The 23300-nt window shown below is 58.7% G+C and carries 23 protein-coding genes and 1 pseudogene; 6 read left to right on the top strand and 18 right to left on the bottom strand.

Going from position 1 to position 23300, the window contains the following annotated elements; translation table 11 throughout:
- Nucleotides 1–20: 20 nt before the first annotated feature.
- The 4 genes from LRS11_RS21705 to LRS11_RS21690 all read right to left on the bottom strand — a co-directional run bounded on the left by LRS11_RS21705 (nucleotide 21) and on the right by LRS11_RS21690 (nucleotide 2269).
- Complete coding sequence (locus LRS11_RS21705) at nucleotides 21–461, bottom strand: hypothetical protein (protein WP_260494891.1); 441 nt, start codon at nucleotides 459–461, stop codon at nucleotides 21–23.
- A gap of 95 nt (nucleotides 462–556) precedes the next feature.
- On the bottom strand, nucleotides 557–922 hold the full coding sequence (locus tag LRS11_RS21700; RefSeq protein ID WP_260494890.1) for a hypothetical protein: 366 nt from the start codon (nucleotides 920–922) through the stop codon (nucleotides 557–559).
- A gap of 689 nt (nucleotides 923–1611) precedes the next feature.
- The gene (locus LRS11_RS21695) at nucleotides 1612–1941 is read right to left on the bottom strand and encodes a hypothetical protein (RefSeq protein ID WP_260494889.1); all 330 of its coding nucleotides are present in this window, start codon (nucleotides 1939–1941) and stop codon (nucleotides 1612–1614) included.
- Complete coding sequence (locus tag LRS11_RS21690) at nucleotides 1907–2269, bottom strand: histone-like nucleoid-structuring protein, MvaT/MvaU family (protein ID WP_260494888.1); 363 nt, start codon at nucleotides 2267–2269, stop codon at nucleotides 1907–1909. The genes LRS11_RS21695 and LRS11_RS21690 overlap by 35 nt, the downstream gene beginning before the upstream one ends.
- Before the next feature lie 83 nt (nucleotides 2270–2352).
- Between LRS11_RS21690 and LRS11_RS21685 the strand changes: the two genes are divergently transcribed.
- Nucleotides 2353–2637: a PIN domain-containing protein gene (locus LRS11_RS21685; RefSeq protein WP_260494887.1), complete on the top strand. Its 285-nt coding sequence runs from the start codon at nucleotides 2353–2355 to the stop codon at nucleotides 2635–2637.
- Between the two features lie 457 nt (nucleotides 2638–3094).
- On the opposite strand, the gene LRS11_RS21680 is transcribed toward LRS11_RS21685, so the two are convergent.
- The 8 genes from LRS11_RS21680 to LRS11_RS21645 form a co-directional block, all read right to left on the bottom strand.
- Nucleotides 3095–4245 (bottom strand): IS3 family transposase gene (locus tag LRS11_RS21680; protein WP_260494886.1). Its coding sequence is split into 2 segments (ribosomal slippage): nucleotides 3095–4002 and nucleotides 4002–4245, totalling 1152 coding nucleotides; the frame shifts between segments, so codons are not numbered across the junction.
- A gap of 59 nt (nucleotides 4246–4304) precedes the next feature.
- Nucleotides 4305–5432: a hypothetical protein gene (locus LRS11_RS21675; RefSeq protein ID WP_312026987.1), complete on the bottom strand. Its 1128-nt coding sequence runs from the start codon at nucleotides 5430–5432 to the stop codon at nucleotides 4305–4307.
- Nucleotides 5432–6211 carry a tyrosine-type recombinase/integrase gene (locus tag LRS11_RS21670; protein ID WP_260494885.1) on the bottom strand — a complete coding sequence of 260 codons (780 nt, stop codon included), beginning with the start codon at nucleotides 6209–6211 and terminating at the stop codon, nucleotides 5432–5434. Before LRS11_RS21670 ends, LRS11_RS21675 begins: the two co-directional genes overlap by 1 nt.
- 524 nt (nucleotides 6212–6735) lie before the next feature.
- Nucleotides 6736–8019: a DUF4350 domain-containing protein gene (locus LRS11_RS21665; RefSeq protein ID WP_260494884.1), complete on the bottom strand. Its 1284-nt coding sequence runs from the start codon at nucleotides 8017–8019 to the stop codon at nucleotides 6736–6738.
- Nucleotides 8016–9605 carry a DUF4129 domain-containing protein gene (locus tag LRS11_RS21660; RefSeq protein WP_260494883.1) on the bottom strand — a complete coding sequence of 530 codons (1590 nt, stop codon included), beginning with the start codon at nucleotides 9603–9605 and terminating at the stop codon, nucleotides 8016–8018. The genes LRS11_RS21665 and LRS11_RS21660 overlap by 4 nt, the downstream gene beginning before the upstream one ends.
- A complete protein-coding gene (locus LRS11_RS21655) occupies nucleotides 9592–10572 on the bottom strand; it encodes a stage II sporulation protein M (RefSeq protein WP_260494882.1) in 981 nt (326 codons plus the stop codon). Before LRS11_RS21655 ends, LRS11_RS21660 begins: the two co-directional genes overlap by 14 nt.
- The gene (locus tag LRS11_RS21650; protein WP_260494881.1) at nucleotides 10569–11303 is read right to left on the bottom strand and encodes an RDD family protein; all 735 of its coding nucleotides are present in this window, start codon (nucleotides 11301–11303) and stop codon (nucleotides 10569–10571) included. The genes LRS11_RS21655 and LRS11_RS21650 overlap by 4 nt, the downstream gene beginning before the upstream one ends.
- A 92-nt stretch (nucleotides 11304–11395) precedes the next feature.
- Complete coding sequence (locus tag LRS11_RS21645) at nucleotides 11396–12211, bottom strand: hypothetical protein (RefSeq protein ID WP_260494880.1); 816 nt, start codon at nucleotides 12209–12211, stop codon at nucleotides 11396–11398.
- Between the two features lie 172 nt (nucleotides 12212–12383).
- Between LRS11_RS21645 and sbcB the strand changes: the two genes are divergently transcribed.
- On the top strand, nucleotides 12384–13817 hold the full coding sequence (sbcB, locus tag LRS11_RS21640) for an exodeoxyribonuclease I (RefSeq protein ID WP_260494879.1): 1434 nt from the start codon (nucleotides 12384–12386) through the stop codon (nucleotides 13815–13817).
- A gap of 79 nt (nucleotides 13818–13896) precedes the next feature.
- Here the strand turns inward: sbcB and mvaT are convergent, their stop codons facing one another.
- Entirely contained in the window at nucleotides 13897–14271 is a 375-nt protein-coding gene (gene mvaT / locus LRS11_RS21635) for a histone-like nucleoid-structuring protein MvaT (RefSeq protein ID WP_182834140.1), read from the bottom strand.
- Nucleotides 14272–14649: 378 nt separating this feature from the next.
- Between mvaT and purU the strand changes: the two genes are divergently transcribed.
- From purU to LRS11_RS21620, 3 genes are read left to right on the top strand one after another with little or no spacing between them, the layout of a single operon-like run.
- Nucleotides 14650–15501: a formyltetrahydrofolate deformylase gene (gene purU, locus LRS11_RS21630; protein WP_260494878.1), complete on the top strand. Its 852-nt coding sequence runs from the start codon at nucleotides 14650–14652 to the stop codon at nucleotides 15499–15501.
- Nucleotides 15502–15549: 48 nt separating this feature from the next.
- Entirely contained in the window at nucleotides 15550–15969 is a 420-nt protein-coding gene (locus LRS11_RS21625) for a CBS domain-containing protein (protein ID WP_260494877.1), read from the top strand.
- Between the two features lie 32 nt (nucleotides 15970–16001).
- Complete coding sequence (locus tag LRS11_RS21620) at nucleotides 16002–16187, top strand: hypothetical protein (protein ID WP_260494876.1); 186 nt, start codon at nucleotides 16002–16004, stop codon at nucleotides 16185–16187.
- A gap of 147 nt (nucleotides 16188–16334) precedes the next feature.
- Here the strand turns inward: LRS11_RS21620 and LRS11_RS22625 are convergent, their stop codons facing one another.
- Entirely contained in the window at nucleotides 16335–17099 is a 765-nt protein-coding gene (locus LRS11_RS22625) for a methyl-accepting chemotaxis protein (RefSeq protein WP_409519829.1), read from the bottom strand.
- A gap of 93 nt (nucleotides 17100–17192) precedes the next feature.
- Nucleotides 17193–18212, bottom strand: a pseudogene (locus LRS11_RS22620) (cache domain-containing protein); the annotation flags it as partial.
- Between the two features lie 128 nt (nucleotides 18213–18340).
- Between LRS11_RS22620 and LRS11_RS21610 the strand changes: the two are divergent.
- On the top strand, nucleotides 18341–19837 hold the full coding sequence (locus tag LRS11_RS21610; RefSeq protein ID WP_260494874.1) for a DUF853 domain-containing protein: 1497 nt from the start codon (nucleotides 18341–18343) through the stop codon (nucleotides 19835–19837).
- Nucleotides 19838–19909: 72 nt separating this feature from the next.
- Here the strand turns inward: LRS11_RS21610 and LRS11_RS21605 are convergent, their stop codons facing one another.
- The 3 genes from LRS11_RS21605 to cysD all read right to left on the bottom strand — a co-directional run bounded on the left by LRS11_RS21605 (nucleotide 19910) and on the right by cysD (nucleotide 23274).
- Nucleotides 19910–20104: a hypothetical protein gene (locus LRS11_RS21605; protein WP_173208836.1), complete on the bottom strand. Its 195-nt coding sequence runs from the start codon at nucleotides 20102–20104 to the stop codon at nucleotides 19910–19912.
- Nucleotides 20105–20452: 348 nt separating this feature from the next.
- The gene (gene cysN, locus LRS11_RS21600) at nucleotides 20453–22354 is read right to left on the bottom strand and encodes a sulfate adenylyltransferase subunit CysN (RefSeq protein WP_260494873.1); all 1902 of its coding nucleotides are present in this window, start codon (nucleotides 22352–22354) and stop codon (nucleotides 20453–20455) included.
- A complete protein-coding gene (cysD, locus tag LRS11_RS21595; protein ID WP_260494872.1) occupies nucleotides 22354–23274 on the bottom strand; it encodes a sulfate adenylyltransferase subunit CysD in 921 nt (306 codons plus the stop codon). Before cysD ends, cysN begins: the two co-directional genes overlap by 1 nt.
- Between the last annotated feature and the right edge of the window lie 26 nt (nucleotides 23275–23300).

Below are 23300 nucleotides of genomic sequence, written 5' to 3'. Positions count from 1 at the left end.
CGAGCGATTTGAACCAGTTGTTAGGCTTTTTCAAGCCCAATTGGATAGTTTTTATTGGAGTATAGAAAAAGCGCAATGTAATAGGGAATAGATAATGCCCACATGACAGCAGTGCTTATTATAAACATTTGCTGGTTCATTCCCGCGGACTGGTCAGCTGTTGTTACGAAGTAATAAAGTGCGATCCATATTATTTGAATGTAAAAATTAATGACCCAGAATTTGCGGGTTAAGATTTTTTTACTGCAAACATAACCAAAGAAACCCGTTAATGAAGGTGTTGCGAGGATTAAAGATATGAATTCTGCCGCCCCGGATCCATTAACCGGTAAAAGTCCGGCGACTCCTACTAGTGTTAGTGCTAGCATGGAATAGAAATATATTTCCCAAGCAATATTTCGATTTAAGTTGTCAGCGCCAATTAATTCTGACTGTGGGGCCGCGTAGGGATTTTCGTTCATGATAATTTCTCGATTGTGGTGATGGCCTAACGTTTGGTTAAGGGGCCGGCTTCGCCGGTCCCGAGTGAGCGGGGCGAACGGCTTTGAACCAATTGTTAGGCTTTCCGCTTGGCTGCATATGAACCAATCGTAATGGAAGTAAAGGTAACTATTAAGGTCGTTGAGAACCAGGTTTGCGGGAGCGGAGAAAAATCCGGCCTAAAGAATTTATACGTGGTTGCTAATATTGCCAGCCCGAGCGCGCCATAAAGGGGAATATTCTTTACTGCTATTGTGCAGATGGCTCCAAGGCAAAGTCCGGCGACAGCAATGGAGATTGCCAGGGAAAGATAAACACTTTTCATTCCGCCCTGTAGTGCATTTGCGAGAGGAAGCATGATAATAAATTTTGTTATGAAGGCTGCAATGATGTAGCCGATGAGAAGCAAGAATATTTGTATTGAGAAACTGAGATAATTCATGGTTGCCTAACTATAAGTAGACGACATAAGTGGCTTAATGCGTTGCGCCTCTTGTTTCGCAAAAAAGTTCCTTGTAGATGGATAACTCCTTCAGCCGCCTGCAAGAGGCGGTGGAACGCGACATGAGGCGGGGAGAAAAAGCGATATGGCCTGCACGGAGATTACGAAGCCGCTAGCAGCGTGTCCATGACCTGATTCTGGCCGGCTACTGTTGCTCGTATCGAGGCATTAACCATCGTCCCCGAGGGACTGCTTTTGGCCGATTCTGTTGAAAAAGTCGGCCTCTGGGAGAGCTGCTTTTCAGCAGCTCAAAAATCGCTCAATTTTGGTGTTGCCACGTAAAAACCAAGACAACTTCACCTTCTGAGCGAATCAGATTTCAACGTCGCTCACGTTCTTTCATGGGCAAAAATCGCGACGGCACTTTTTCAACAGAATCGGCCGGGCGCTGCCCGTCGCGAAGGGCCGGGGCGCCCCATTGCCTAGGCTCGCAAGTGCCTACGAAACCCAGGGCTATTCAATATCAGCCAAGACTCGCTCATAAAAAGCACGCTCATCTCGGTATGTAGGAGCACTAGATGCATGCTCAGCAATATGGCGACTGCTCTCTTCCCACTCCAGATACCAGGCGTCAGGTGTTCCGATATAGATAGATGGTCGACCTTCAAACTGATCAGAAGTAATATCAATTATGACGCCATCGCACTCAAGCCAAGCATGACTCGCCCCTCGAGCTCACCCCAGACATATTCGAAGGTGCCAACGACCATGCTATTCAAATAATCCCCAAGCAGCTCGGAAGTAATGCCACAGCATCCAGATGGAAAGCCCTTCATAATATAATGCACTTCACCATTACTAGCCAAAAGGTCAATAATTGATCGAAATTTATGTGCGAGTGAATGAAGATCCACCATACCCATCTCCACAAAAAAGGGCCCCACGGAGCCCTTTTTGTACTCAACAATCTCGCTGAGCGAATTTTTACTTCTGCAGCCAGCTTTCAACCACATCAGCACCGAATTCTTCTTTCCAAGCTTTCAGTGTTTTGTGGTTACCGCCTTTGGTCTCAACACGCTCGCCGTTCTGAGGGTTGACGTAAATCTTCAAAGCACGAGCCTTGCGCTGACCAGAACTCACAACAACAGGAGCACGACGACCACCTTGAGGATCGAGAAGATTGATAACGCCCCCGAGGCTCACGCCATATTCAGCCATCAAAGCCCGCAGTTTCTTCTCAAATTCGATTTCCTTTTTAAGGGAGCTGTCGTTTTTCATGGCTTCCAGCTCGGCGAGCTGAGCAGCGAGCTGTTGTTCGAGTTGGCGGAATTCGGCGAGCTTCGACATCGTTGTCTCCTTTATGTTGATAGGCCATTATCGGACGCTGGCCAAGGCCAAGTCTAGCGAACAGACTCAAAAATGGAGCTTCAATGCATCTAGTAATGCTCGATACCTGCATTAGGCTGGATATTTCTTCCAAGAAGGCTGAGCTTCCAATGCTCACAGCGCTGGAGCATCTCGTCGAAGGTAGGGTCATTGGAATCCTGCTGCCAGATCTGGTGCGCACAGAATACGAACGAAACGAAGACAGGGTTATCGAAGCAACACGTAAGCAGCTGTCTGCTGAGTGCAAGTTAGTCAAAGGAATAATCGAAGACTTTGGAAGCGAAGGAAAGCAGGTTGCGCTAGCCGCTATTGATGATGTAAACCATTGACTGCCGATCCTATCCGAAGCAAATCAAGCTACCGTCAGTCGCGTTATGAAGGTCTTTGAGTCGGCAATTCAAACCCCAATTTCGGACTCAGCCAAAGTCAAAGCTGCCGAGCGAGCAATAGCCAAGCGTGCACCATTCCACAAATAGAAGAATAGCGTTGTCGATGCTGTACTAGCAGAAGCGTTCCAAGAATATCGGACGGAGCACCACGGAAGCTTCGAAAGCTTTAGGTTCGTGACGCACAACGTTAACGATTTTTCAGGGACAGATCACAGAGAACCTCACGCTGATATCTTTGATGGCAAAGCCTCCATGTACTTCAGCTCAACGAGCTCGGCTATAGAAAACCTGCTCGACATAGAAGAACTTCGCTATGATCACGAGTTTTCATGGGAAGTTCAGACTCGAGGCCTCTAGGAGGTCCTGGATGAGCTCGTAGTGAATCGCCCCTGGTTTTCTAGACACTCTCCAGTCTCTGGAAATAGCGCTTTTCAAACTCTACCGGCGACAGCTGGTTGTTGAAACCGTGCCGGCGTTTTGGGTTGTAGAACATCTCGATGTAATCGAACACATCGGCTCTGGCATCCTGCCTGGTGCTATAGATCTTTCGCCTGATCCGCTCCCGCTTCAGCAGCTGGAAAAAGCTTTCCGCTACCGCATTGTCATGGCAGTTGCGACGCCGACTCATGCTGCCAAGCAAGTTGTTGGCTTTCAGAAAGCTCTGCCAGTCGCCGCTGCTGAACTGGCTACCTTGGTCGGAATGAATCATCACTTCCTGCTTTGGCTTACGCCGCCAAACCGCCATCAGCAATGCATCAATAGCCAGATCGCTAGTCATCTGCGGCTTCATTGACCAACCGATTACCTGCCGCGAAAACAGATCGAGCACCACCGCCAAAAATAACCAACCCTCATAGGTGCGGATGTAGGTTATGTCCGTAACCCAGACCTTGTTCGGTTCAGTGACATTGAATCGACGCTCAAGATGATTCGGTGAGGCCACTGGAGGCTTGCCACCATAACGTCCTGGACGTCGCCGATACCCCGTCTGCGAACGCAGGCCTTCCTGGCGCATTAATCGAGCAACGCGATGCCTGCCGCACTGTTCTCCCAGCTCACGCAGGTCGTCATGGATTTTGCGGTAACCATAGACGCCACCGCTCTCTAACCAGGAGTGCTTGATCAAACCCAGCAGCCGCTGATCATCCTTTGCTCGTGCCGACTTCGGCTCAGCCAGCCAGGCGTAGTAGCCACTGGCATGAACTTTCAGGGTCAGGCACAGGCGGCGAACCGAATAGTCTGCGGATAGCTGACTAATGAAGGCGTACTTCAGCCGCACTCCTTGGCAAAGTACGCGGCGGCCTTTTTTAGGATGTCTCGCTCTTCGGTCACGCGCTTGAGTTCCGCACGCAGACGACGTAGCTCAGCGTGTTGATCGTCCTCTTGCGCCCGCTGTTCTTGGGGCTTGCTGTAGCGCTTCACCCAGGCATACAGGCTGTGTGTCGACATGCCCAAACGAGCAGCTACCTCAGCCACCGGCAGACCTCGCTCGGTCACCTGTTTGACTGCTTCGATTTTGAATTCTTCGGGATAACGCGGGTTGCTCATGGCACCTCCTAATGGGCCGTATTATGAGGCTCGGAGGTGTCTACGAAACTAGGGGCGATTCAGGTCTTGCGAAGGCGCGAGACGTTGATGCGTAGCGGTTTTCCGTCGCTGTCAGTCAGACCATGCTTGGCGACGAGGCATTCTGTCGCCCTAGACAACATACTTGGAGTTAACGCCGTAACTTGACCAGCCAACCGATTGGCGCGAGCGCGATACAGCCATATGCGGCCCTTGAATTCTGCTGGGGCCTCAGCATCCAGGGGTTCGGTCAGAGCCATCACGCGGCGGACCAGGCGCGCCACGTTGGTTCTCACGGTCGGTGTGGATTCCATCAGACGCTCGACCTTCGACTCGGCGCGCACGGCCACCTTGTTGGAGCTGTAACCGCGCCGCTTCCACAGCACCAGAAACTCAGTATCGTCTTTGGGGTGTCGGCGCAGGCAGTCGCGGCCCATTTCCAGCAGCGGTGAGGTATTGCGTCCGGTGTGCAGTGCCACGACCAGCAGGGCGGGGGCCAGCAGTTCGACGGTCACCGGCGTATCATCGACCCAGATCGGCTTGATCGCCTGCCGCAGCGCCAAAGTGAGCGCTTGCCTCTCGCGTCTGGATAGCGATGTCTCGCCCTTGATCTTGCGGCTGCAGTTCGGGAAGGGGTTCCGTGGGAAGGTGGCCGCATCGCCGTTGGTAACCAGCGAAAACAGTCCACGCCGCCCCAAGGCCAGCAGCACAGCCTTGGCATGCGAATAGCGGGACTTCTGACTGATAGTAGCGACCCCCGTTCCGGCCAGATGGCTGAGATAACCGTCGATAAAGTCCCGGTTCACATCGGCCAGGGATAAGACACGGCCAAAGGCCGTCGCCCGCAGTAAGGCGTAATCGAGGAATTGGGGCAACCCGTTAACGCAGTAGCTAGCCACAGTGCTAACCTCGATGCCACCATCCTGGCCGGCTAGGAAGCGTTCGATCTGGCGCTGACAGGCGTAAGTGATGGAGTCAATGCCAGCGCCATACCAGCGGGCAAAGTGGATGCGCCGGCTGTTAGCGGTGGTGATCCGCCCGAACTCGACCGTAGTGTTTGTCGGCGGGATTACCTCGGGCAGAATTACTACATTGCCGAGCGCGTCGTGACTGTGCTCGATTTGCGGGATGCTGAGGTCGGTCTTGTCAAAAACCTTGCGTTTGCCCATCACTCCTCTCCCGCCAGTGCGTTCAACTCGTCGTCGTAGGCCAGCACCACCTCGTCGGCCATTTCATTGACCACATGCAGGTACACCATGGTCGTTTGAATCGAGGCGTGGCCAAGTTGCCGCTGGAGGAACACCAGAGGGTCTATCCCGTTCACACGGTTGCGCTGCAGGCTGGCTAGGGTATAGGTGGCGTAAGTATGCCGGAGCATGTGCGTATGAACCTTGATTCCCGCCTGCTTGCCAGCACCGCTGATGATCCGGTTGATGCTCTTGCCGTCTGAGCCATAGGGCTCACCGAGTTGATTGGGGAACAGCGCCTCTTGCGGGATATTGCTCAGCGAGGCACGCTCGCCACGCACTTTTGTTGTGTAGCGATAGAGGTCGGCCATGAACCGGCGGCTGACGTAGATATCTCGCGGCTTGCTGCCCTTGGTTGCCATTCCGCTACCGTCGTAAGGGTCCAGCTGAATGCGGAGGTTTCGCTCGTTTCGTCCTCCTTTGTCGGGGTCGAATACATAGAACAGCGGGAAAGTGGCGATTTCCTCGCGGCGTAGGCCTGTGTGCAGCGCCAAGCGGATCATCATCCGATGATGAGGGTTATCCACCGCAGCAAGGAGTGCCTTGATCTCGGCCATACTCAGAAACTTGGGCAGGGCTTTGTGTCTACGCGGCATCACATCGTTTGCCATGGTGGCGCCGCCACAGGCATCGATATGCGCAAGGAATCCTTTTTCTCGCCTCACTCTGCGTTCTTCGTAGCCGAAGGGTAGGCGCTCCACCCACCTTTCCGTCTGGGCGAACTCGTAGAACTTGCAAATGTAGTGCAGGCGTTGGCGAGTGGTGTTCCGTGCCAATTCGCACGCCACCAGGCAGTAGTCCCGATAGGCTGCCACAAGGCTCTTGGCCTCGCCCCGATCAACGTCGCGCCAGTCCAGTTCATGGGCCTGAAGGAAGCTGAAGAAGTCGTACAGAGAGCGTCCTGTACTGGGCCAAGATCGCCTAGAGCCAATTATTCCGCGGAGTAGGTAGTGACGAAAGAACCGATTGGCTGGGATGCAACTCTCCATTGAGTCCCAAAGCAGAATTGGGAATCCCGGATAGGGTTGCCCCGCAATCACCAAGTCCTCAGTAGCCCACAAAAGCTCCATGTGCCATCGCCTACATTGACCAGACACCCAATCCCTGTGTCTGCTCGTGCAGAGTTAGGGCCATTTGCCGACCCTCAAGCACAATCTCAAGACTACGAGTTAGCCAGGGGCTATTTCTTGATAGATTGGGAATCTAACTTTTGCAAGGTGCCAGATCATAGGGCATTCCTGAGGGTTTGCAGGTTGGCGACCTGACGGGTGAAGTCGGCAGCAGACAGCTTCTGCGCAGGCGCGGGGCGCATGGCTTGGCTGATGGCGCTGGTGGGGATACGGGTAAGGCGCCCGAGTACTTGCCACTGATCGGCCACGGGCAGGCGTTCGAAGCCCGGGTGACGGTGGCGGGCGCGGCGCTGGATATCGCGCTGCAGGCTGTGCAGCAGATGCGTCTGGCCGCTGCGCCGGAGGAGAAAGTCGGCACCGCCGCGCAGGTGCTCTTCCAGTTGCCGGCGGGCATGGCTGGGTTGACCCTGCAAGGGACCGTGGCGCAGGCCGACATGCCACAGCAGCAGGGCGATCAGCAGGGCCAGGGCGGTCAGGGCGGCGGGGTAGTGATCGAGCAGCTGGCTGAGCAGATTGTCGCGCACGGCGTTGTAGATCAGGGTGACGCTGCTGTCCTGGCTCAGGTACCAGAGCAGCCAAGCATTGTCGTATTGGTCGATATTCTCGTTCTGCCAGATCCAGGCATCGGTGAGCACTGTCACCAGACCATCGCCGTGGTACAGCTGCAGCATGTGCGTGGCGTCGCCGCTGTTGGCCCAGGCATGGGCGCGGTTCCTGGCGTCGTACAGGTGGTATTCGGTATCGAAGTCGACGTAGGCCGGTGCGTCCTCGTTTTCCAGGTAGAGCTTGGTCAGCTCCGGATAACGGTCTGCATCCTCGGCTTCGACCTGGGCGGCGACGGCATCGGCGAGCTCTTCTTCCACGGCGCTGTCTTCGTCGTCGAGTTGGTCTTCCTCGACCTGCTCGTCGCTGTTTTGCTCGTCGCTGGCTTCGCTGTCACCTGCTTCTTCGGCGTCGAGGTCTTCGGTGAGGTGCTGCTGGATACCCAGGCTGTCGAGCAGCAGGTCGTCGCTCTTGCCTTCCTCTTCGTCCCAGATGCTTTCCGCGACGATCACCAGGTGGCCGCCTTTGGCCGTCCACTCCAGCACCTGACGGGCCTGGCGCGGGGTCATGTCTTCACGGCCGCTGAGCAACATCAGGGTTTGCCCGGCCGCCGGCAGCTGACGCAGTACGGAAATGCCGTCGGCACGGCTGACGCTCAGCTTGCGTTGGCGCAGGAACATTTCTGCAGCGAGGAACGGATCGGCTTCGACTTCCGGGGCGGGGCCGTGTTCGAGCGTTTCGTCGTAGGGTTGCAGCTGGCTCAGGACGTAGATGGCCAGCAGGCCGATCACCAGTGCCACCAGGCTGCCCATGGCAAAGCGAGTGGTGCGGTTCATGCCGTGGCTCCTGCCGGGAACAGCCGGCGCCAGGCGTCACACAGGCTCTGCTTGAGCGCTTGCGGAGGCAGGCGATGACCATAGGCGAGGTTCTGCCAGTGGCCGGTCAGTACGGCGCTGAAGCGATGCAGCTCGCTTTGTTCGAGGCGTTGCACCAGTTGCAGGACTTCGCCTTCGGTGTGCGAGCCTTTCAGCGGTAGGCGGTAGTCATGCAGGAGGCGGCTGAGCAGGGCGCGGTAGAGCAGGCCGAGGGCTTCGCGTGGTTGTTCGGCCCAGAGGCGTTCGGCGACGCTGGCGACATCGTCCGGCAGGCTTTCCGGAGCCAGCTCCAGGCCGAACAGCTGGCTCGGCATTTCGCGAATGCGTCGCTGCGGCAGGCCGAGGCGGCTGGCAAAGGTGCTCAGCCATTCGCGGTAGCGCCACAGCAGGAGGACGATCAGGCTGATCAGCAGCGTCCACAGCAGCACCTCGAAGATGGTCGCGACTATGCTCACGGTCTTGAAATAGTCGAACAGCTTGCCGAGACCTTTGAAGATCTTGGCCAGCCCCTCGAGGTCTTCCTTGTTCAGTTCCTCGGCTTCTTTCTTGGGTTCGTCGCCGATCCGCCAGCGGGTGACCGTCTCGCGGTTCTCGAATGGCGGGTTGTCGAGCAGCTTGTCGATGCTGTCCTGGGCGGCCTGGCTGGTCAGCGGTTGCTTGAGCAGGCGTTCTGCATCGGGGCCGATGGGATCTTCGACGGGAATCGGGCAACTGCCGCTGCGGCTTTCGGCCCAGGCCTCCTGACCCGGGGTGAAGAGCAGCAGGCTGCACAGTAGAGCCAGTGCATAGGCGCTGCCGGTCAGGCGCTGGCGCAGGCGGCGGAACACCAGTTCGATGTCCCAGGCTTCCAGGGCGGTACGCCGGTTAAGGTAGAGGGTGAAGCCGCAGGCCACGTAGATCGGCTCCCAGAACACCAGTATCAGGGCGTAGAGCAGGTTGGACAGATGCTCCAGCCATAGCCACTCGGGGCTGCTGTTCTGCAGCATGCTTTGCCAGTCCCAGTCGATCGCTACCTGCTGTGGCAGCAGCAGATAGAACAGGCCGGCCAGGCCCAGACAGAGCACGCCTTCCAGAAGCATGCCGAGCACGGTCAACCAGGTGGCGCTGCCGCTGTTGCCCTGGCCGAGCACGACCAGGCGCTTGCTGCGTTCGGCGCCTGACAGGCCTTCAAGTTGCAGCACCGGCAGGTCGAAGCTGCGCGTCGGGCTGAAGCGCCGCCAGGTCAGGCTGGCCAGCAATTGCGGGCGCAGCAGGCCGGGCAGGGCCTTGAGTGCCTGCTTGAGGCTGGGGGTGTCGCCGAACAGCGCGTGCGCGAGGATATACAGCGGCAGGCGTTCCCAGGCCGGCTTTAGCCACCAGAAGATGAATACGGCGAGGCTCGGGTACTGCCACAGCAGCAGACTGAGCACGGCGAATATCGGCAGGGTTACCAGGGCCCAGCTGGCCATCAGCAGGCCGGCATGGCGTTGCGCCAGGAGCACGCCGAGATCGAGCGCTTCCCAGGTGTTGCGGGGGCGGATGGCGACGCTGGCGTCAGTCAGGCGCATGGCGATGGCGTCCGGCAAAAACGAAATAGGCGATGACCAGCAGCCACAGGGCGGCGCCAACGATGAATTTGATGGTCGGCGTGGTGTAGGTCATCGACGACCAGAAAGCTTCGATAAAGGCGGCGATGATCAGGAAAAAGATCACCCCGGCCACCAGCTGGATGCTGTGTTTGGAGGCCTGGCGCAGGGCTTCGCTGCGGCGCAGTCGACCCGGGGCGAGCAGTGCCCAGCCGAGTTTGAGGCCGGCGGCACCGGCAAAGGCAATAGCGGTCAGTTCGAAGGCGCCGTGACCGATGACGAATGACCAGAAGGTTTCGCTGTAGCCGATCCGCGTCAGGTGGCCGGCGACGGCACCGATCATCAGGCCGTTGAAAAACAGGAAGAACAGACTGCCCAGACCGAACAGCAGGCCGCTGGCAAAGGTCTGAAAGGCGATGCCGATGTTGTTCATGATGTAGAAGCCGAACATCATCCAGTCATCGGCGGCGTCGCGCTCGCTGAAGCGGCCGATGCGCCGGGCGTCCGGGTCGTACATGCGTTCCATGTCGCTGACCTGGGCCGGGTCGAGCAGGCCGTAGATCAGCTCGGGGAACTGCCAGGTGAGCAGGCCCATGCCGATCAGGCTGCCGAAGAACAACAGGCAGGCGGCCAGCACGCTTCGCCATTCGCGGCGAACCAGCTGGGGGAAACCGGCCAGGATGAAACCGATCAGTTGTGCGCCGAGATGGCTGCGGTGGCGGTAGAACTGCTGGTGGCCGCGCATCGCCAGGTGCTGCAGCTGATCGATCAGGTGACTGCTGTAGCCACGCTCTTCGGCCAGGGCCAGGTGCTGGCAGAGGTGGCGATAATCGGCGGCGAAGTTTTCGCAGGCCTTGGCTTCGGCCTTGCCGCGCTCCAGTTGCTCCAGCAGGGCAGAGAAGCGCTGCCAGTCGGCGCTGTGCCGTTGTTCGAACAGGTGCTGTTTCATGTTGCCCCCAACAGGCCGCGGGCGATGCTGTTGAGGCGGGCCTCGGCCTGCTCTTCCGGCACGTCCAGGGGCTCGGCCAGAATGCCCGCCAGCTCGGTGCGGCGAGCCGCCGATAGGCCACTCTGGCGTTCGGCGAAACCTTGCAGGGCGCGTTGCTCGTTAAGACTCAGGCGGAACGGCGCACGTTCGCTGTCGCCCTCGGGAATCAGTGGGCGGCTGGTGCTTTCCTCCCGATAGACCACCAGGGTGCCGGCCGCCAGGTCGCCGAGGCGCTTGAAGGACGGATGACTCAGGCAACTGATCAGGCCCAGGCAGTAGCCGAAGGGCAGCATATCGACGAAGCGCAACAGGTTGCGGGTCAGCGAGGCGCCCCAACCGACCGGGGTGCCATCGTCGTGCACCACACGCAGGCCCATGAGCTGCTTGCCTGGCGAACGGCCCTGGCGCAGTACTTCGAACAGCACCATGTACCACCAGTTGACCAGGAAAAACAGGATGCTGCCCAGGCCCACGCCGAACTGACCGAGAAAGCCGAGGATGATGAACAGCAGCAGCAGGATGGCGCCGCGGATCAGCAGGTCGATGGCAAACGCCAGGATGCGCGGCAAGGCGCCGGCCGGGCGCAGAACCAGATCGATGCCTTCGGGGGTTTCCACATGGTGACGGGTATCCAGTAGCCGTTGGCGGATACGGGATGGCTCATGGGCGTCGCTGGGCGGGGTAGGCTGCATCGGTCAACTGCGTCGAAGAAAGCCTGATGCTAGCCAGCAGCAGGAGGGAAGGCAATCGGGCCGCCTGGGCAGCCCGAGCGCAGCAGGATGACTCAGTTGGCTGGCGCTGGCAGTACACCGAAGATGGTGCGGTAGAGCACGCCCTGCGCAACGATGAACAGCGGGAAGGTCCAGATCAGGCCGATCATCAGCGGAATCATGCTGATGGTCAGGATGATGCCGAGCACGATGTAGAGAAAGAACACCTTGAACCAGTGCTGATTGATGGCCTTGCAGGAGGTCATCATGGCGTCCCATGCCGACAGCTTGCGTTCGACGATCAGTGGAATGGTGAGGATGAAGGCAACGGCCAGGTAAATGCCGGGCAGGATGAACAGCATGAAGCCGAGATTGACCAGGATGCCCATCAGAATCGCGGCAAGCAGCAGCGGCAGGGTGCGGCCGAAGTGGCTGAATACTTCGCCGAAGCGTACCGGCTGGCCGGCGGCCTGACGGATGCCGACCATATTGATGCCGGCGACGAAGGGGTAAACCACGGCCAGCATGACCAGCAGGAAGGCCAGGCCCATCAGGACGAAGCCGAATACTCCGGCAGCCAACAGGCCATCACCAGAGCCATCTGCGAGACCGGCTATGCCCACGGCACCGATGGCGCCAAACAGCGACATCACCATGATCATGACGAAGGAAGCGACAAACAGTGCCGCGTAGAACACCAGAAAACCGCCCCAAATGATGCCTTTGGTGCCTTTGGTTTTCTGCCAGGCTTCACTCAGCAGATCGCCGATGGAGAAGTCGTAGCCGCGGTTGAGTGCTTCGGCAATCGATGGAGCCTGCCCTGGCGCAGAAACTTCCTGCAATTGACTGCCTGGCATGGCATAGGGGTTCTGGGCGATAACGTCGCTCATGGGTACTGTCCTTGTGGTGTGGGGAAATTCCAGTTGCGCATCCTAGCGATAGAGTCAGGAATGCAGCAAGCGGCGGTGAACTTCGACGTGAGCGAAATCATGCTTTATCGCGTTTTTTATCGGCTATAGGCGCCTGTTAGACTGCAGTCGACCTTATTTATGGAATACGCCCGTGAGCTCAAGCATCTTCTGGTACGACTACGAAAGCACCGGTATCAACCCGCGCAATGATCGTCCGCTGCAGGTGGCGGGTATTCGTACCGATGAAGAACTGAATGAGATCGGGGAGCCCCTAAACCTGTACAGCCGCCTGTCCGTCGACATCCTGCCGCACCCGGCAGCTTGCCGGATCACCGGCATTACGCCACAGGTGTTGCAAGAGAAGGGCCTCAGCGAGGCCGAGTTCATGGTGCGGATCCATGCTGAGCTGGCCCTGCCGGGCACCTGTGGTGCGGGTTACAACAGCTTGCGCTTCGATGACGAGATGACGCGTTACAGCCTCTATCGTAACTTTTATGACCCTTATGCCCGCGAGTGGCAGAACGGTAATAGCCGTTGGGATCTGATCGATCTGCTGCGTACCGCCTATGCCCTGCGGCCGGAAGGTATCGAATGGCCGCGTGACGAAGAAGGGCGGGTGTCGCTGAAGCTGGAGAAGTTGACCGTGGCCAATGGTATCGAGCATGGGCAGGCCCACGATGCGCTTGCGGATGTTCGCGCAACCATTGCCCTGGCGCGGCTGGTGCGCGAGCGCCAACCCAAGCTGTACGACTACCTGTTTCAGCTGCGCAGCAAGCACAAGGTAATGGAGCAGATTCGTTTGCTGCAGCCGCTGGTGCATGTTTCCGGGCGTTTTGCCGGTCAGCGCAACTACCTGGGCGTGGTTCTGCCGCTGGCCTGGCACCCACGCAATCGCAATGCGCTGATCGTGTGTGATCTGCAGGCGCAGGTGCAGCCGCTGTTGGAGCTGGATGCGCAGACCCTGCGCGAGCGTCTCTATACCCGCCGCGAACATTTGGGTGAGGGTGAGTTACCGGTGCCGCTGAAGCTGCTGCATATCAATAGGTGTCCGGTGGTGGCGCCGCTGAATGTATTGCGTGTGCAGGATATTGCCCGTTTGCAATTGAATCTGCAGGAGTGCCAGGCGCGCGCGAAGTTGTTGAACGATGCATCAGCACAATGGCAGCCCAAATTGGCCGATATTTATGCTGAGGAAGAGTTTGCCGCAGTGGCCGATCCCGAACAGCAATTGTATGCAGGGTTTCTGGGTGAGCGTGACCGGCGCTTATGCGAGCAGGTACGCCAGGCGAGTGCGCAGCAATTGGCACAGGGTAATTGGGGCTTTAGTGATGAGCGCTTGCCCGAGCTGTTGTTTCGTTATCGGGCGCGCAATTTCCCGGAGTCGCTCGATAGCAATGAAGTTGCACGCTGGGAAAGTTTTTGTCAGGAGCGCTTGAGTAATAGTGCGGCCGGTGCGCCCAACACACTGGCGCAATTTGCTGACGCATTGGCGCAAGAGTTGCCGCGGGCGAGTGCGGCAGAGCAGCAGGTGCTGCAGCAGTGGCAGGATTACGTACAAATGTTGCCGGTTGAATCGCGGGGCTGAGGCGTGTGTAGCGTCGGCAATTAAGCGGGGAATAAAAAATGCCGGCAATCTGCCGGCATTTTTATTGTTCTGTGCGACCTTAGCCGAGCAGGGTGGCCCAGCCTTCAACAACAGCAGCGCCCCACTTGGCTTTCCACTCTTTCAGAGTCTTGTGGTTGCCGCCTTTGGTTTCGATAACTTCGCCAGTGTTCGGGTTCTTGTACTGCTTGACCTTGCGGGCGCGTTTGCTGCCAGTGGCTTTGGCAGTGCGCGGAGCCTTGCTCATTTTGGCTTCCGGGTCGAGCAGGGCAATGATGTCACGCAGGGATTTCTGATATTCGCCCATCAGGGTACGCAGTTTGCCTTCGAATTCCAGCTCTTTTTTCAGCTTGTCGTCTTGCGACAGATTCTTCAGGCGCTCTTGCAGTTCTTTGATGGCTTCTTCGGTGGCGCGGTATTCGTTGATCAGGGACATGTGCTTCTACCTTGTAAGGTGGCGGGTGGCGATGATGAAGTGAAAGCAATAATAGACAGGCACTTGGATCAAGTAAATACGCGGGTAAAGTTTTGTGCGAGTTATTTCAGACAATATATCTCTATGCGCTCATTCTGCTTGTAACTCGAATGTCGTAATGCCCAGATTGTCTAGCTTGTATTCCGTTTGTGCCGTAGCTCTTTACGGCCTGCAGGTCACGGCTGCATTGAGGTCGTCAATTATCTTTTTGTTGGCGAGTCATGGCGTTGCTCGGGTGCAGTGCGTGTGCGGGTTAGGTCTGGCGGGTTGGCGTGAGTACTGAAGTTTTCGCGGACACTGGCTAGAATGGCGCCCTTGCAAAGTTTCTGGAGTTTTCCCATGCGCACTTTTCGGCTGGTCATTGCCTGCCCGGACCGCGTTGGCATTGTCGCCAAAGTCAGTAATTTCCTCGCCACCTATAACGGCTGGATCACGGAAGCCAGTCATCACTCGGATAACCAGAGTGGCTGGTTCTTCATGCGTCATGAGATTCGTGCGGATTCACTGCCCTTTGATCTTGCCGGCTTCCGTCAGGCGTTCGCCCCGATTGCCCGCGAGTTCGCCATGGAGTGGCGGGTCACCGACTCGGCGCAGAAGAAGCGCGTGGTGCTGATGGCCAGTCGCGAGTCGCATTGTCTGGCCGACTTGCTGCACCGCTGGCACAGCGACGAGTTGGATTGCGATATTCCCTGCGTCATCTCCAACCATGATGACTTGCGCAGTATGGTCGAGTGGCATGGCATTCCTTTCCACCATGTGCCGGTCAACCCGCAGGACAAGGCGCCTGCCTTCGCCCAGGTGGCCGGGCTGATCGGCGACTGCCAGGCCGATGCCGTGGTGCTGGCGCGCTACATGCAAATCCTGCCGCCGCAACTGTGCGAGGACTTTGCCGGTCGCGTCATCAATATCCACCACAGCTTCCTGCCGTCTTTCGCCGGTGCCAAACCCTATCACCAGGCCTCGCTGCGTGGGGTCAAACTGATCGGTGCCACCTGCCACTATGTCACCGAGGAGCTGGATGCCGGTCCGATCATCGAGCAGGATGTGGTGCGGGTCAGCCATCGCGACAGTATCGAGACCATGGTGCGCCTGGGGCGCGACGTGGAGAAGATGACTCTTGCCCGTGGGCTACGCTATCACTTGGAAGATCGCGTACTGGTACACGACAACAAGACGGTGGTGTTCGACTGAGTCTGGTTGCCGTGGCCGTATTAGGACTCACGGCAAAGGAGCTCAGCGATGCTCAAATCAATCAAGGTGCGCGACTACATGACCACGCACCTGGTGACTTTCCACGGCGACACCGATCTCTATAGCGCCATCGGCCTGCTGCTCGAACATCGCATTTCCGGGGCACCGGTGATTGACGATCAGGGCAGCCTGATCGGCCTGCTGGGTGAGACTGACTGCTTGCGCGGGATACTCTCCGGTGCCTATTTCGAGGAAACCGGCGGTACGGTCAGCGCCTGCATGAACCCGCAGGTTGAAACGATTTCCGCGGAAATGAGCGTGATCGAAGTGGCCGAACGCTTGCTGCATGGCGGTCATCGGCGCTTGCCAGTGGTTGAGGAGGGGCGTCTGCTGGGGCAGATCAGCTGTCATGATGTGTTGCGTGCGGTCAAGGAATTCGCCCAGCACGAACGTGGGCTGCCACGCTGACTGAGGGCTGCAATCAGCCCGTCGAGGTTTCTATGCACAACCCGCGCAAGCCCGGAACGGCCAGCCCGCCACCGACTCTCGGTGAGGGCTGCACCAGCCGCTATGACCCGGATGCGCTGAGTGAAGAGGATGGCACCGAGTTTCCCGGTGCCGCAGAGCTGTGGGCGGATCTGCAGGTGTCTGCAGAGCAGGCTGAAGATCCGCCCGAGCCCGAATAGCCGCTTAGAGCCTGTTTACGATCTTTTGGATTAGAGCCAGGCAAGGCGAAAGTGGCCGAAAAAGCGCAGTTTACAAGTTGTAAATGAGCATTTTGAGGCCACTTTTAACGCAGGATGGCCGACAGCCAAGAGATCGTAAACAGACTCTCAGATACGGAAGCTATCCACCAGCTGCTTCAGGCGGCTGGCCTGCTGCTCGAGGTCGCCACAGGCGCGCAGCGTGGCATGCAGGTTCTCCACGCCTTCTTGGTTGAGGGTGTTGATCTCGGTGATGTCCATGTTCAGGGCTTCGACCACCGAGGTTTGCTCCTCGGTAGCGGTAGCGACTGACTGGTTCATCCCGTCGATTTCACCGATGCGTTGAGTGACGCTACCCAGGCGCTCACCGGCCTGGTTGGCAATGGTCACGCTCTCGCTGCTGTAGCGCTGGCTTTCGGTCATGGTGGTGACCGACTCGCGCGCGTCTACCTGCAGCTCCTCGATCATCTTCTGGATTTCCTGAGCCGACTCCTGGGTGCGGTGTGCCAGGTTGCGGACCTCGTCGGCGACCACGGCGAAACCACGGCCGGCTTCACCTGCGCGTGCCGCCTCAATGGCGGCGTTGAGGGCCAGCAAGTTGGTTTGCTCGGAAATGCTCTTGATCACTTCGAGGATCTGCCCGATGTTCACCGTCTTGCTGTTGAGTGCCTCGATACTGGTACTGGATGCACTGATCTTGCTCGACAGTTCGTTCATCGCCGAAATGGTCTTCTTCAGCACCTGACTGCCGTCTTCGGCGAGGCGGCGCGCATCGGACGCCTCATGGGAAGCCTGTGCCGCATTGCGCGCAATCTCCTGCGCGGCCGCGCCCAGTTCGTTGATCGCCGCTGCCACGCTGGTGGTGCGGTTGGCTTGCTCGTCTGAGTTGACCATCGAGGAGTTGGAGGCGTTGACCACCAGCTTGGCCACTTCGTTGACCTGCTGGGTGGCCGAGGACACTTCGCGGATCGAGGTGTGGATGCGCTCGACGAACTGATTGAAGGACTTGGCCAGCTCGCCGAACTCATCCTGATTCTGGATGTGCAGGCGCTTGGTCAGGTCGCCTTCGCCCTGGGCGATGTTCTGCATGGCCTTGCCCATCACCCGCAGCGGTTTCATCAGCACGCTGATCAGCATGCTCAGCAGGAACATGATCAACACGACGGCGATCACCGTGGCAACGATGGCCGAGGCGCGGAACTCGCTGAGGGTGGCATAGGCCTTGTCCTTGTCGATGGACAGGCCGACGTACCAGTTCACCGAGGGCAGGCCCTTGACTGCGGTGAAGGTGAGCAGGCGAGGGACGCCATCCAGGTCCGCTTCACTGAAACCACTGCTGACTTGAGGGGTGTCCTGGGGGTAGACCTCCTTCAGCGACTTCATCACCAGATCCTTGTCCGGGTGTACCAGGATCTTGCCATCCGAGCTGACCAGGAAGGCATAGCCCATGCCGCCGAAGTCCAGCGAGTTGACGATCTGTACCAGGGTTTCCAGGCTGAGGTCGCCGCCTACCACCCCGTTGCTGCCAGCGGGGGTTGCGATGGTGATGATCAACTGGCTGGTACTGGCATCGATATAGGGTTCGGTAAGCGTCGAGCCACCAGCGGCCATGGCATCCTTGTACCAAGGGCGGATACGTGGGTCGTAATCGGGACCTAGATCGTCTGCGGGACGCATGGTCATAACACCATCTACAGACCCCAGATAGGTGTAGGCGAACGTTGAAGCCAGCACCTTGCTTTCCAGGGTCTTGGTTAGCGAGTCGGGTGTGCTGGTGTCGTCGATAGACTGGGCCACGTTTTCCACCAGTAGGATGCGCCCGGACAGCCAGTTCTGGATATTGCTGGCGGTGACCTGACCCAGGCTCTCCAGCTCATGCTCCAGATCAGTACGGATCGCATTGCGTTGCAGGTAGTCGTTGTACAGGGTGAACAGGGAGAAGGCGGCGATTACCACCAGAGAGGCGGCTAGCAGTATCTTGTGGCTGAACTTCAGGTTCTGGGTCATGGTTGCTTGCGTCCGGTAAGGTCTGGCAGCAGTCTTGTAAGTGGCCGTTTGACGAAGCGCCGGCTTTATAGGTAACAACACCTATAACGACATAACTGCAGTAAAGCTTTAGCCCGAGGGAAGGCAAGATGCCTGTAACCGATTCGTTCGTATTGGGTTCCGATCCGCTGGGTCAGCCCGTTGCCCAGGCATTGCGCCTGACTAACCGTCATGGCCTGGTGGCCGGAGCCACCGGTACCGGCAAGACGGTGACCCTGCAGCGCCTGGCCGAGTTGTTCAGCGATGCCGGGGTGGCGGTGTTCGCCGCCGATATCAAGGGCGACCTCTGTGGCCTGGGGGCTGCGGGTAATCCACAGGGCAAGGTGGCCGAGCGCATAGCCGGCATGCCCTGGCTGCAACACAGTCCGCAGGCCTATCCGGTGACACTCTGGGATGTGGCCGGCAAGAGTGGCCACCCGCTGCGCACCACGCTCAGCGAAATGGGGCCGCTACTGCTGGCCAACCTGCTGGAACTCACGGATAGCCAGCAGGCGGCACTCTATGCCGCCTTTCAGGTCGCCGATCGCGAAGGCTTGCTGCTGCTCGATCTGAAAGACCTCAAGGCGCTGCTCAACCACCTCAAGGAGCATCCCGAGCTGCTCGGTGAGGATCGTGCGCTGTTTGCCGGTGCTTCTGCGCAGGCCTTGCAGCGGCGCCTGGCGACCCTGGAGCAACAGGGTGGCGATGCCCTGTTCGGCGAACCGGCGTTGCAACTGGAGGATATCCTGCGTCCCGATGGTGACGGGCGCGGACGCATCCATCTGCTCGATGCCAGCCAGTTGGTTCATGAAGCGCCCAAGGTTTACGCCACCTTCCTGCTCTGGTTGCTGGCCGAGCTGTTCGAACAACTCCCCGAGCGTGGCGATGCGGACAAGCCAGTGCTGGCGTTATTCTTCGATGAAGCCCACCTGCTCTTTGCTGATACCCCCAAGGCCCTGCAGGAGCGTCTGGAGCAAGTGGTGCGGCTGATCCGTTCCAAGGGCGTGGGGGTCTATTTCGTGACCCAGTCGCCGAGTGATCTGCCGGATGATGTGCTGGCCCAGCTGGGCTTGCGTATTCAACACGGTTTGCGTGCTTTCACCGCCAAGGAGCAGAAGTCCCTGCGCGCGGTGGCCGATGGTTTCCGTCCCAATCCCGAGTTCGACAGTCTCAGTGTGCTCACCGAACTGGGCATTGGCGAAGCGCTGGTCGGCACCCTGGAGGAGAAGGGCACGCCGGCCATGGTCCAGCGCGTGGCCATTGCCCCGCCGCAATCGCGTATCGGCCCGTTGAGCGAGGCCGAGCGCGCTGCACTGCTGCGCAGTTCGCCGCAAGCCGGACGCTACGACAAACCGTTTGATCGCGAGTCCGCCTACGAAATGCTCATGGCGCGTGCACAGCAGCAAGCGGACGAGGCTCCTGTGGCCAAGCCGAATGCAGCCGGCAAGGCAGCGGAGGAGGGCGGGCTGGGGGGAATGGCTGGTGAGTTGCTGGGCAGTCTTGCCAGCCAGGTGATGAAGACGGCTGTACGCCAGGCTGCCAACCAGATTGGTCGCCAGCTGGTGCGGGGGTTGATGGGCTCTCTGCTGGGCGGCAAGCGTCGCTAAAGCTGCTTTGAGCTGAGTATAAAGGCGCCAATAGGCGCCTTTATAGTTTAGGGCCGCACTAGCAAAGACGCTTCAATCGCTTTCCCGTGCCTGTTCGATCTTGTGCAGTTCTTGCTGGAACGCCTGATCGAGGAGGCTGGGTTTCTTGCGCCAGGGTTTGCGCTCGGGATCCGGTTGAGCGGCGTAGGTAATGACTTCTCCGCCGTATACATCCTTGTAACGTTGTGCCTGGCGTTCTAGTTCAACGCGCAGTTCATCTTTCGTCACGTGAGTATCCAAGGTTGTTGCAGGGGGCGTATGCGTCGGGCTCGCCAATCGTCAGTGCTTGCGACAATGAGGCGAGGGCCGGCGAACAAGGTTCGGGTTGAACCGGGCAACTTCAGCAGGTGATCAACTGGTGAAGTTGATGGGGTGATTATAACGGGCGTGCCTGTAATTGCGCGCTATTACAACGGTCTGTCGCTTATCAATTGCACTCGTTGGAGTGTATTGAGTGTGTAACAGTTCAACATAAGTTGATCTTTTCGACAGCAACAGGCGGGTCAAGCACCGGTTTGCTGGTGCCGTCCCGATTATTGCTGAAAGGGTTGCCGGGCATATTGGCCCGGCAAACTTTCAGTGCACCAGGCCGCGGGCGCGCAGTTGTTCAACGATATGATCGGCTGCCTGCTCGGCGCTTTGGCGGCTGGTTTCGATGTGAATTTCCGCCGCTTCCGGGGCCTCGTAGGGGGAATCGATACCGGTGAAGTTCTTCAGCTCACCCCGTCGCGCTTTCTTGTACAGGCCTTTGGGGTCGCGTTTCTCCACTTCGCTCAATGAAGTATCAACGAATACCTCGATGAACTCCCCTTGCGCAACCAAGTTGCGGGCCAGCTCGCGCTCGGAGCGGAAGGGCGAGATAAAGGCACTGATAACGATCAGCCCGGCATCGACCATCAGTTTGGACACTTCGCCGACACGACGAATATTCTCCACTCGATCTGCCGCGGTGAAGCCCAGGTCCTTGTTCAGTCCGTGGCGCACGTTGTCGCCATCGAGCAGGTAGGTGTGCACGCCCATGGCGTGCAGGCGGCGTTCCAGCAGGTTGGCGATGGTCGATTTGCCGGCGCCGGACAGGCCGGTCAGCCACAGCACGCAGGGTTTGTGGTCGTTGAGCCGGCTGCGGGCCTGCTTGTCGACTTCCAGGGCCTGCCAGTGGATGTTCTGCGAGCGGCGCAGGGCAAAGTGCAGCATGCCGGCGCCAACCGTCTGGTTGCTGTAGCGGTCGATGATGATGAAGCTGCCCATGTCGCGGTTTTCCGCGTAGGGGTCGAATGCGGTGGCGCGATCCAGGCTCAGGGTGCAGACGCCGATCTCGTTCAGCTCCAGGGTTCTGGCGGGTAGCTGGTCGAGGCTGTTGACGTCGATCTGGTATTTCGGCGGGCTGAGCGTCGCGCCGACTGTGCTGGCGCCCATCTTCACCAGATAGCTGCGGCCCGGCAGCATGACCTGTTCTGTCATCCACACTACCGTGGCTTCGAACTGATCGGCGACTGCCGGAGGTGCATCGGCGCTGGCGATCACATCGCCGCGGCTGATGTCGATCTCGTCGTTCAGGGTCAGGGTGACGGACTGGCCGGTAGTGGCTACGGCCAGGTCGCCGCCGAGGGTGACGATGCGCTCTACGGTGCTGATCTTGCCCGAGGGTAGTACGCGGATGGCGTCGCCAGGGCGGACGCTGCCGCCGAGGATGCGCCCGGAAAAACCGCGGAAATCGAGGTTGGGGCGGTTCACCCACTGCACCGGCATGCGCAGCGGCGCATCATCCTGGGCGCCGTCGATGGGTACGTTCTCTAGGTGCTGCATCAGACTCGGGCCCTGATACCAGGGGGTGTTGCTGCTGGGACCGGTCATGTTGTCGCCGCGCAGGGCCGACAGCGGGATGCTCTGGATATGCTCGATACCGAGCTTGCTGGCGAAGGCGCGGTAGTCGGCGTCGATCTGCTCGAAGACTTCCTGCGAGTAAGCGACCATGTCCAGCTTGTTGATCGCCAGCACCACGCGCTTGATGCCGATCAGTGAGACCAGGTAGCTGTGGCGGCGGGTCTGGGTCAGCACGCCTTTGCGTGCATCGATCAGGATCACCGCGAGGTCGGCGGTCGAGGCGCCGGTGATCATGTTGCGGGTGTATTGCTCGTGGCCGGGGGTGTCGGCAACGATGAACTTGCGTTTCTCGGTGGCGAAGAAGCGATAGGCCACATCGATGGTGATGCCCTGTTCGCGCTCGGCGGAAAGCCCGTCGACCAGCAGGGCGAAGTCCAGCTCGCCGCCCTGGGTGCCAACTTTCTTCGAGTCGCTTTCCAGGGCGCTCATCTGATCCTCCAAGAGTGCCTTGGCGTCGTACAACAGGCGACCGATCAGCGTGCTCTTGCCGTCATCGACACTGCCGCAGGTGATGAAGCGCAGCAGGCTCTTGTGCTGGTGCACCTTGAGGTACTGCTCGATGTCCTCTTCGATGAGGTGGGTATGTGCGTTCATCAGAAGTAGCCCTCGACCTTTTTCTTTTCCATCGAGCCACTGCTGTCGTGGTCGATCATCCGTCCCTGGCGTTCGCTGGTAGTGGCCAGGAGCATTTCCTGAATGATGCCGGGCAGTGTGTCGGCTTCCGACTCCACCGCGCCGGTCAGTGGGTAGCAGCCCAGCGTACGGAAACGCACGCTCTTCAGTTGCGGCACCTCGCCTTCGCGCAGCGGCATGCGTTCATCGTCAACCATGATCAGCGTGCCATCGCGCTCGACCACCGGGCGCTTGGCGGCGAAGTACAGCGGCACGATCGGAATGCCTTCCAGGTAGATGTACTGCCAGATATCCAGCTCGGTCCAGTTGGAAATCGGGAAGGCGCGGATGCTTTCGCCTTGTTGCTTGCGCGCGTTGTACAAGCGCCACAGTTCCGGACGCTGGGCCTTGGGGTCCCAGCGATGCTGGGCGGAGCGGAAGGAGAACACGCGTTCCTTGGCTCGCGATTTCTCTTCGTCACGCCGCGCACCGCCGAAGGCCAGGTCGAACTTGTGGGCAGTCAGAGCCTGTTTCAGGCCTTCGGTCTTCCACATGTCGGTATGCATCGAGGAGCCGTGGCTGAACGGATTGATCCCCTGGGCCTGCGCCTCCGGGTTATGGTGGATCAGCAGCTGCATGCCCGACTCCTTGGCCATGCGTTCACGCATCTCGTACATCGCCTGGAATTTCCAGGTGGTGTCGACATGCAGCAGAGGGAAGGGCGGGGGAGAGGGAAAGAATGCCTTGCGCGCCAGGTGCAGCATTACCGCGCTGTCCTTGCCGATGGAATAGAGCATCACCGGGTTTTCCGCTTCGGCAACCGCTTCGCGGAAAATATCGATGCTTTCCGCTTCCAGACGTTCGAGGTGGGTCAACTGCGACATAGTGGCATTCTCGTGCATAACGGATAACTGCGGCTGCTGGCGCC

It is taken from the genome of Pseudomonas sp. J452 (assembly GCF_024666525.1).
In the GTDB taxonomy this organism is placed as follows: Bacteria; Pseudomonadota; Gammaproteobacteria; order Pseudomonadales; family Pseudomonadaceae; genus Aquipseudomonas.
This window is presented reverse-complemented; position numbering and strand designations above follow the sequence as displayed.

Excerpts from the sequence above, each read along its gene's own strand:
- LRS11_RS21655 (WP_260494882.1), bottom strand. The coding sequence starts at position 10,572 with ATGAAACAGCACCTGTTCGAACAACGGCACAGCGCCGACTGGCAGCGC.
- LRS11_RS21620 (WP_260494876.1), top strand. The coding sequence starts at position 16,002 with ATGCACAACCCGCGCAAGCCCGGAACGGCCAGCCCGCCACCGACTCTC.
- LRS11_RS21625 (WP_260494877.1), top strand. The coding sequence starts at position 15,550 with ATGCTCAAATCAATCAAGGTGCGCGACTACATGACCACGCACCTGGTG.
- cysD (WP_260494872.1), bottom strand. The coding sequence starts at position 23,274 with ATGCACGAGAATGCCACTATGTCGCAGTTGACCCACCTCGAACGTCTG.
- mvaT (WP_182834140.1), bottom strand. The coding sequence starts at position 14,271 with ATGTCCCTGATCAACGAATACCGCGCCACCGAAGAAGCCATCAAAGAA.
- LRS11_RS21700 (WP_260494890.1), bottom strand. The coding sequence starts at position 922 with ATGAATTATCTCAGTTTCTCAATACAAATATTCTTGCTTCTCATCGGC.
- cysN (WP_260494873.1), bottom strand. The coding sequence starts at position 22,354 with ATGAACGCACATACCCACCTCATCGAAGAGGACATCGAGCAGTACCTC.
- purU (WP_260494878.1), top strand. The coding sequence starts at position 14,650 with ATGCGCACTTTTCGGCTGGTCATTGCCTGCCCGGACCGCGTTGGCATT.
- LRS11_RS21650 (WP_260494881.1), bottom strand. The coding sequence starts at position 11,303 with ATGCAGCCTACCCCGCCCAGCGACGCCCATGAGCCATCCCGTATCCGC.
- LRS11_RS21610 (WP_260494874.1), top strand. The coding sequence starts at position 18,341 with ATGCCTGTAACCGATTCGTTCGTATTGGGTTCCGATCCGCTGGGTCAG.
- LRS11_RS21690 (WP_260494888.1), bottom strand. The coding sequence starts at position 2,269 with ATGTCGAAGCTCGCCGAATTCCGCCAACTCGAACAACAGCTCGCTGCT.
- LRS11_RS22625 (WP_409519829.1), bottom strand. The coding sequence starts at position 17,099 with ATGGTCAACTCAGACGAGCAAGCCAACCGCACCACCAGCGTGGCAGCG.
- LRS11_RS21705 (WP_260494891.1), bottom strand. The coding sequence starts at position 461 with ATGAACGAAAATCCCTACGCGGCCCCACAGTCAGAATTAATTGGCGCT.
- LRS11_RS21665 (WP_260494884.1), bottom strand. The coding sequence starts at position 8,019 with ATGAACCGCACCACTCGCTTTGCCATGGGCAGCCTGGTGGCACTGGTG.
- LRS11_RS21685 (WP_260494887.1), top strand. The coding sequence starts at position 2,353 with ATGCATCTAGTAATGCTCGATACCTGCATTAGGCTGGATATTTCTTCC.
- LRS11_RS21675 (WP_312026987.1), bottom strand. The coding sequence starts at position 5,432 with ATGGGCAAACGCAAGGTTTTTGACAAGACCGACCTCAGCATCCCGCAA.
- LRS11_RS21660 (WP_260494883.1), bottom strand. The coding sequence starts at position 9,605 with ATGCGCCTGACTGACGCCAGCGTCGCCATCCGCCCCCGCAACACCTGG.
- LRS11_RS21645 (WP_260494880.1), bottom strand. The coding sequence starts at position 12,211 with ATGAGCGACGTTATCGCCCAGAACCCCTATGCCATGCCAGGCAGTCAA.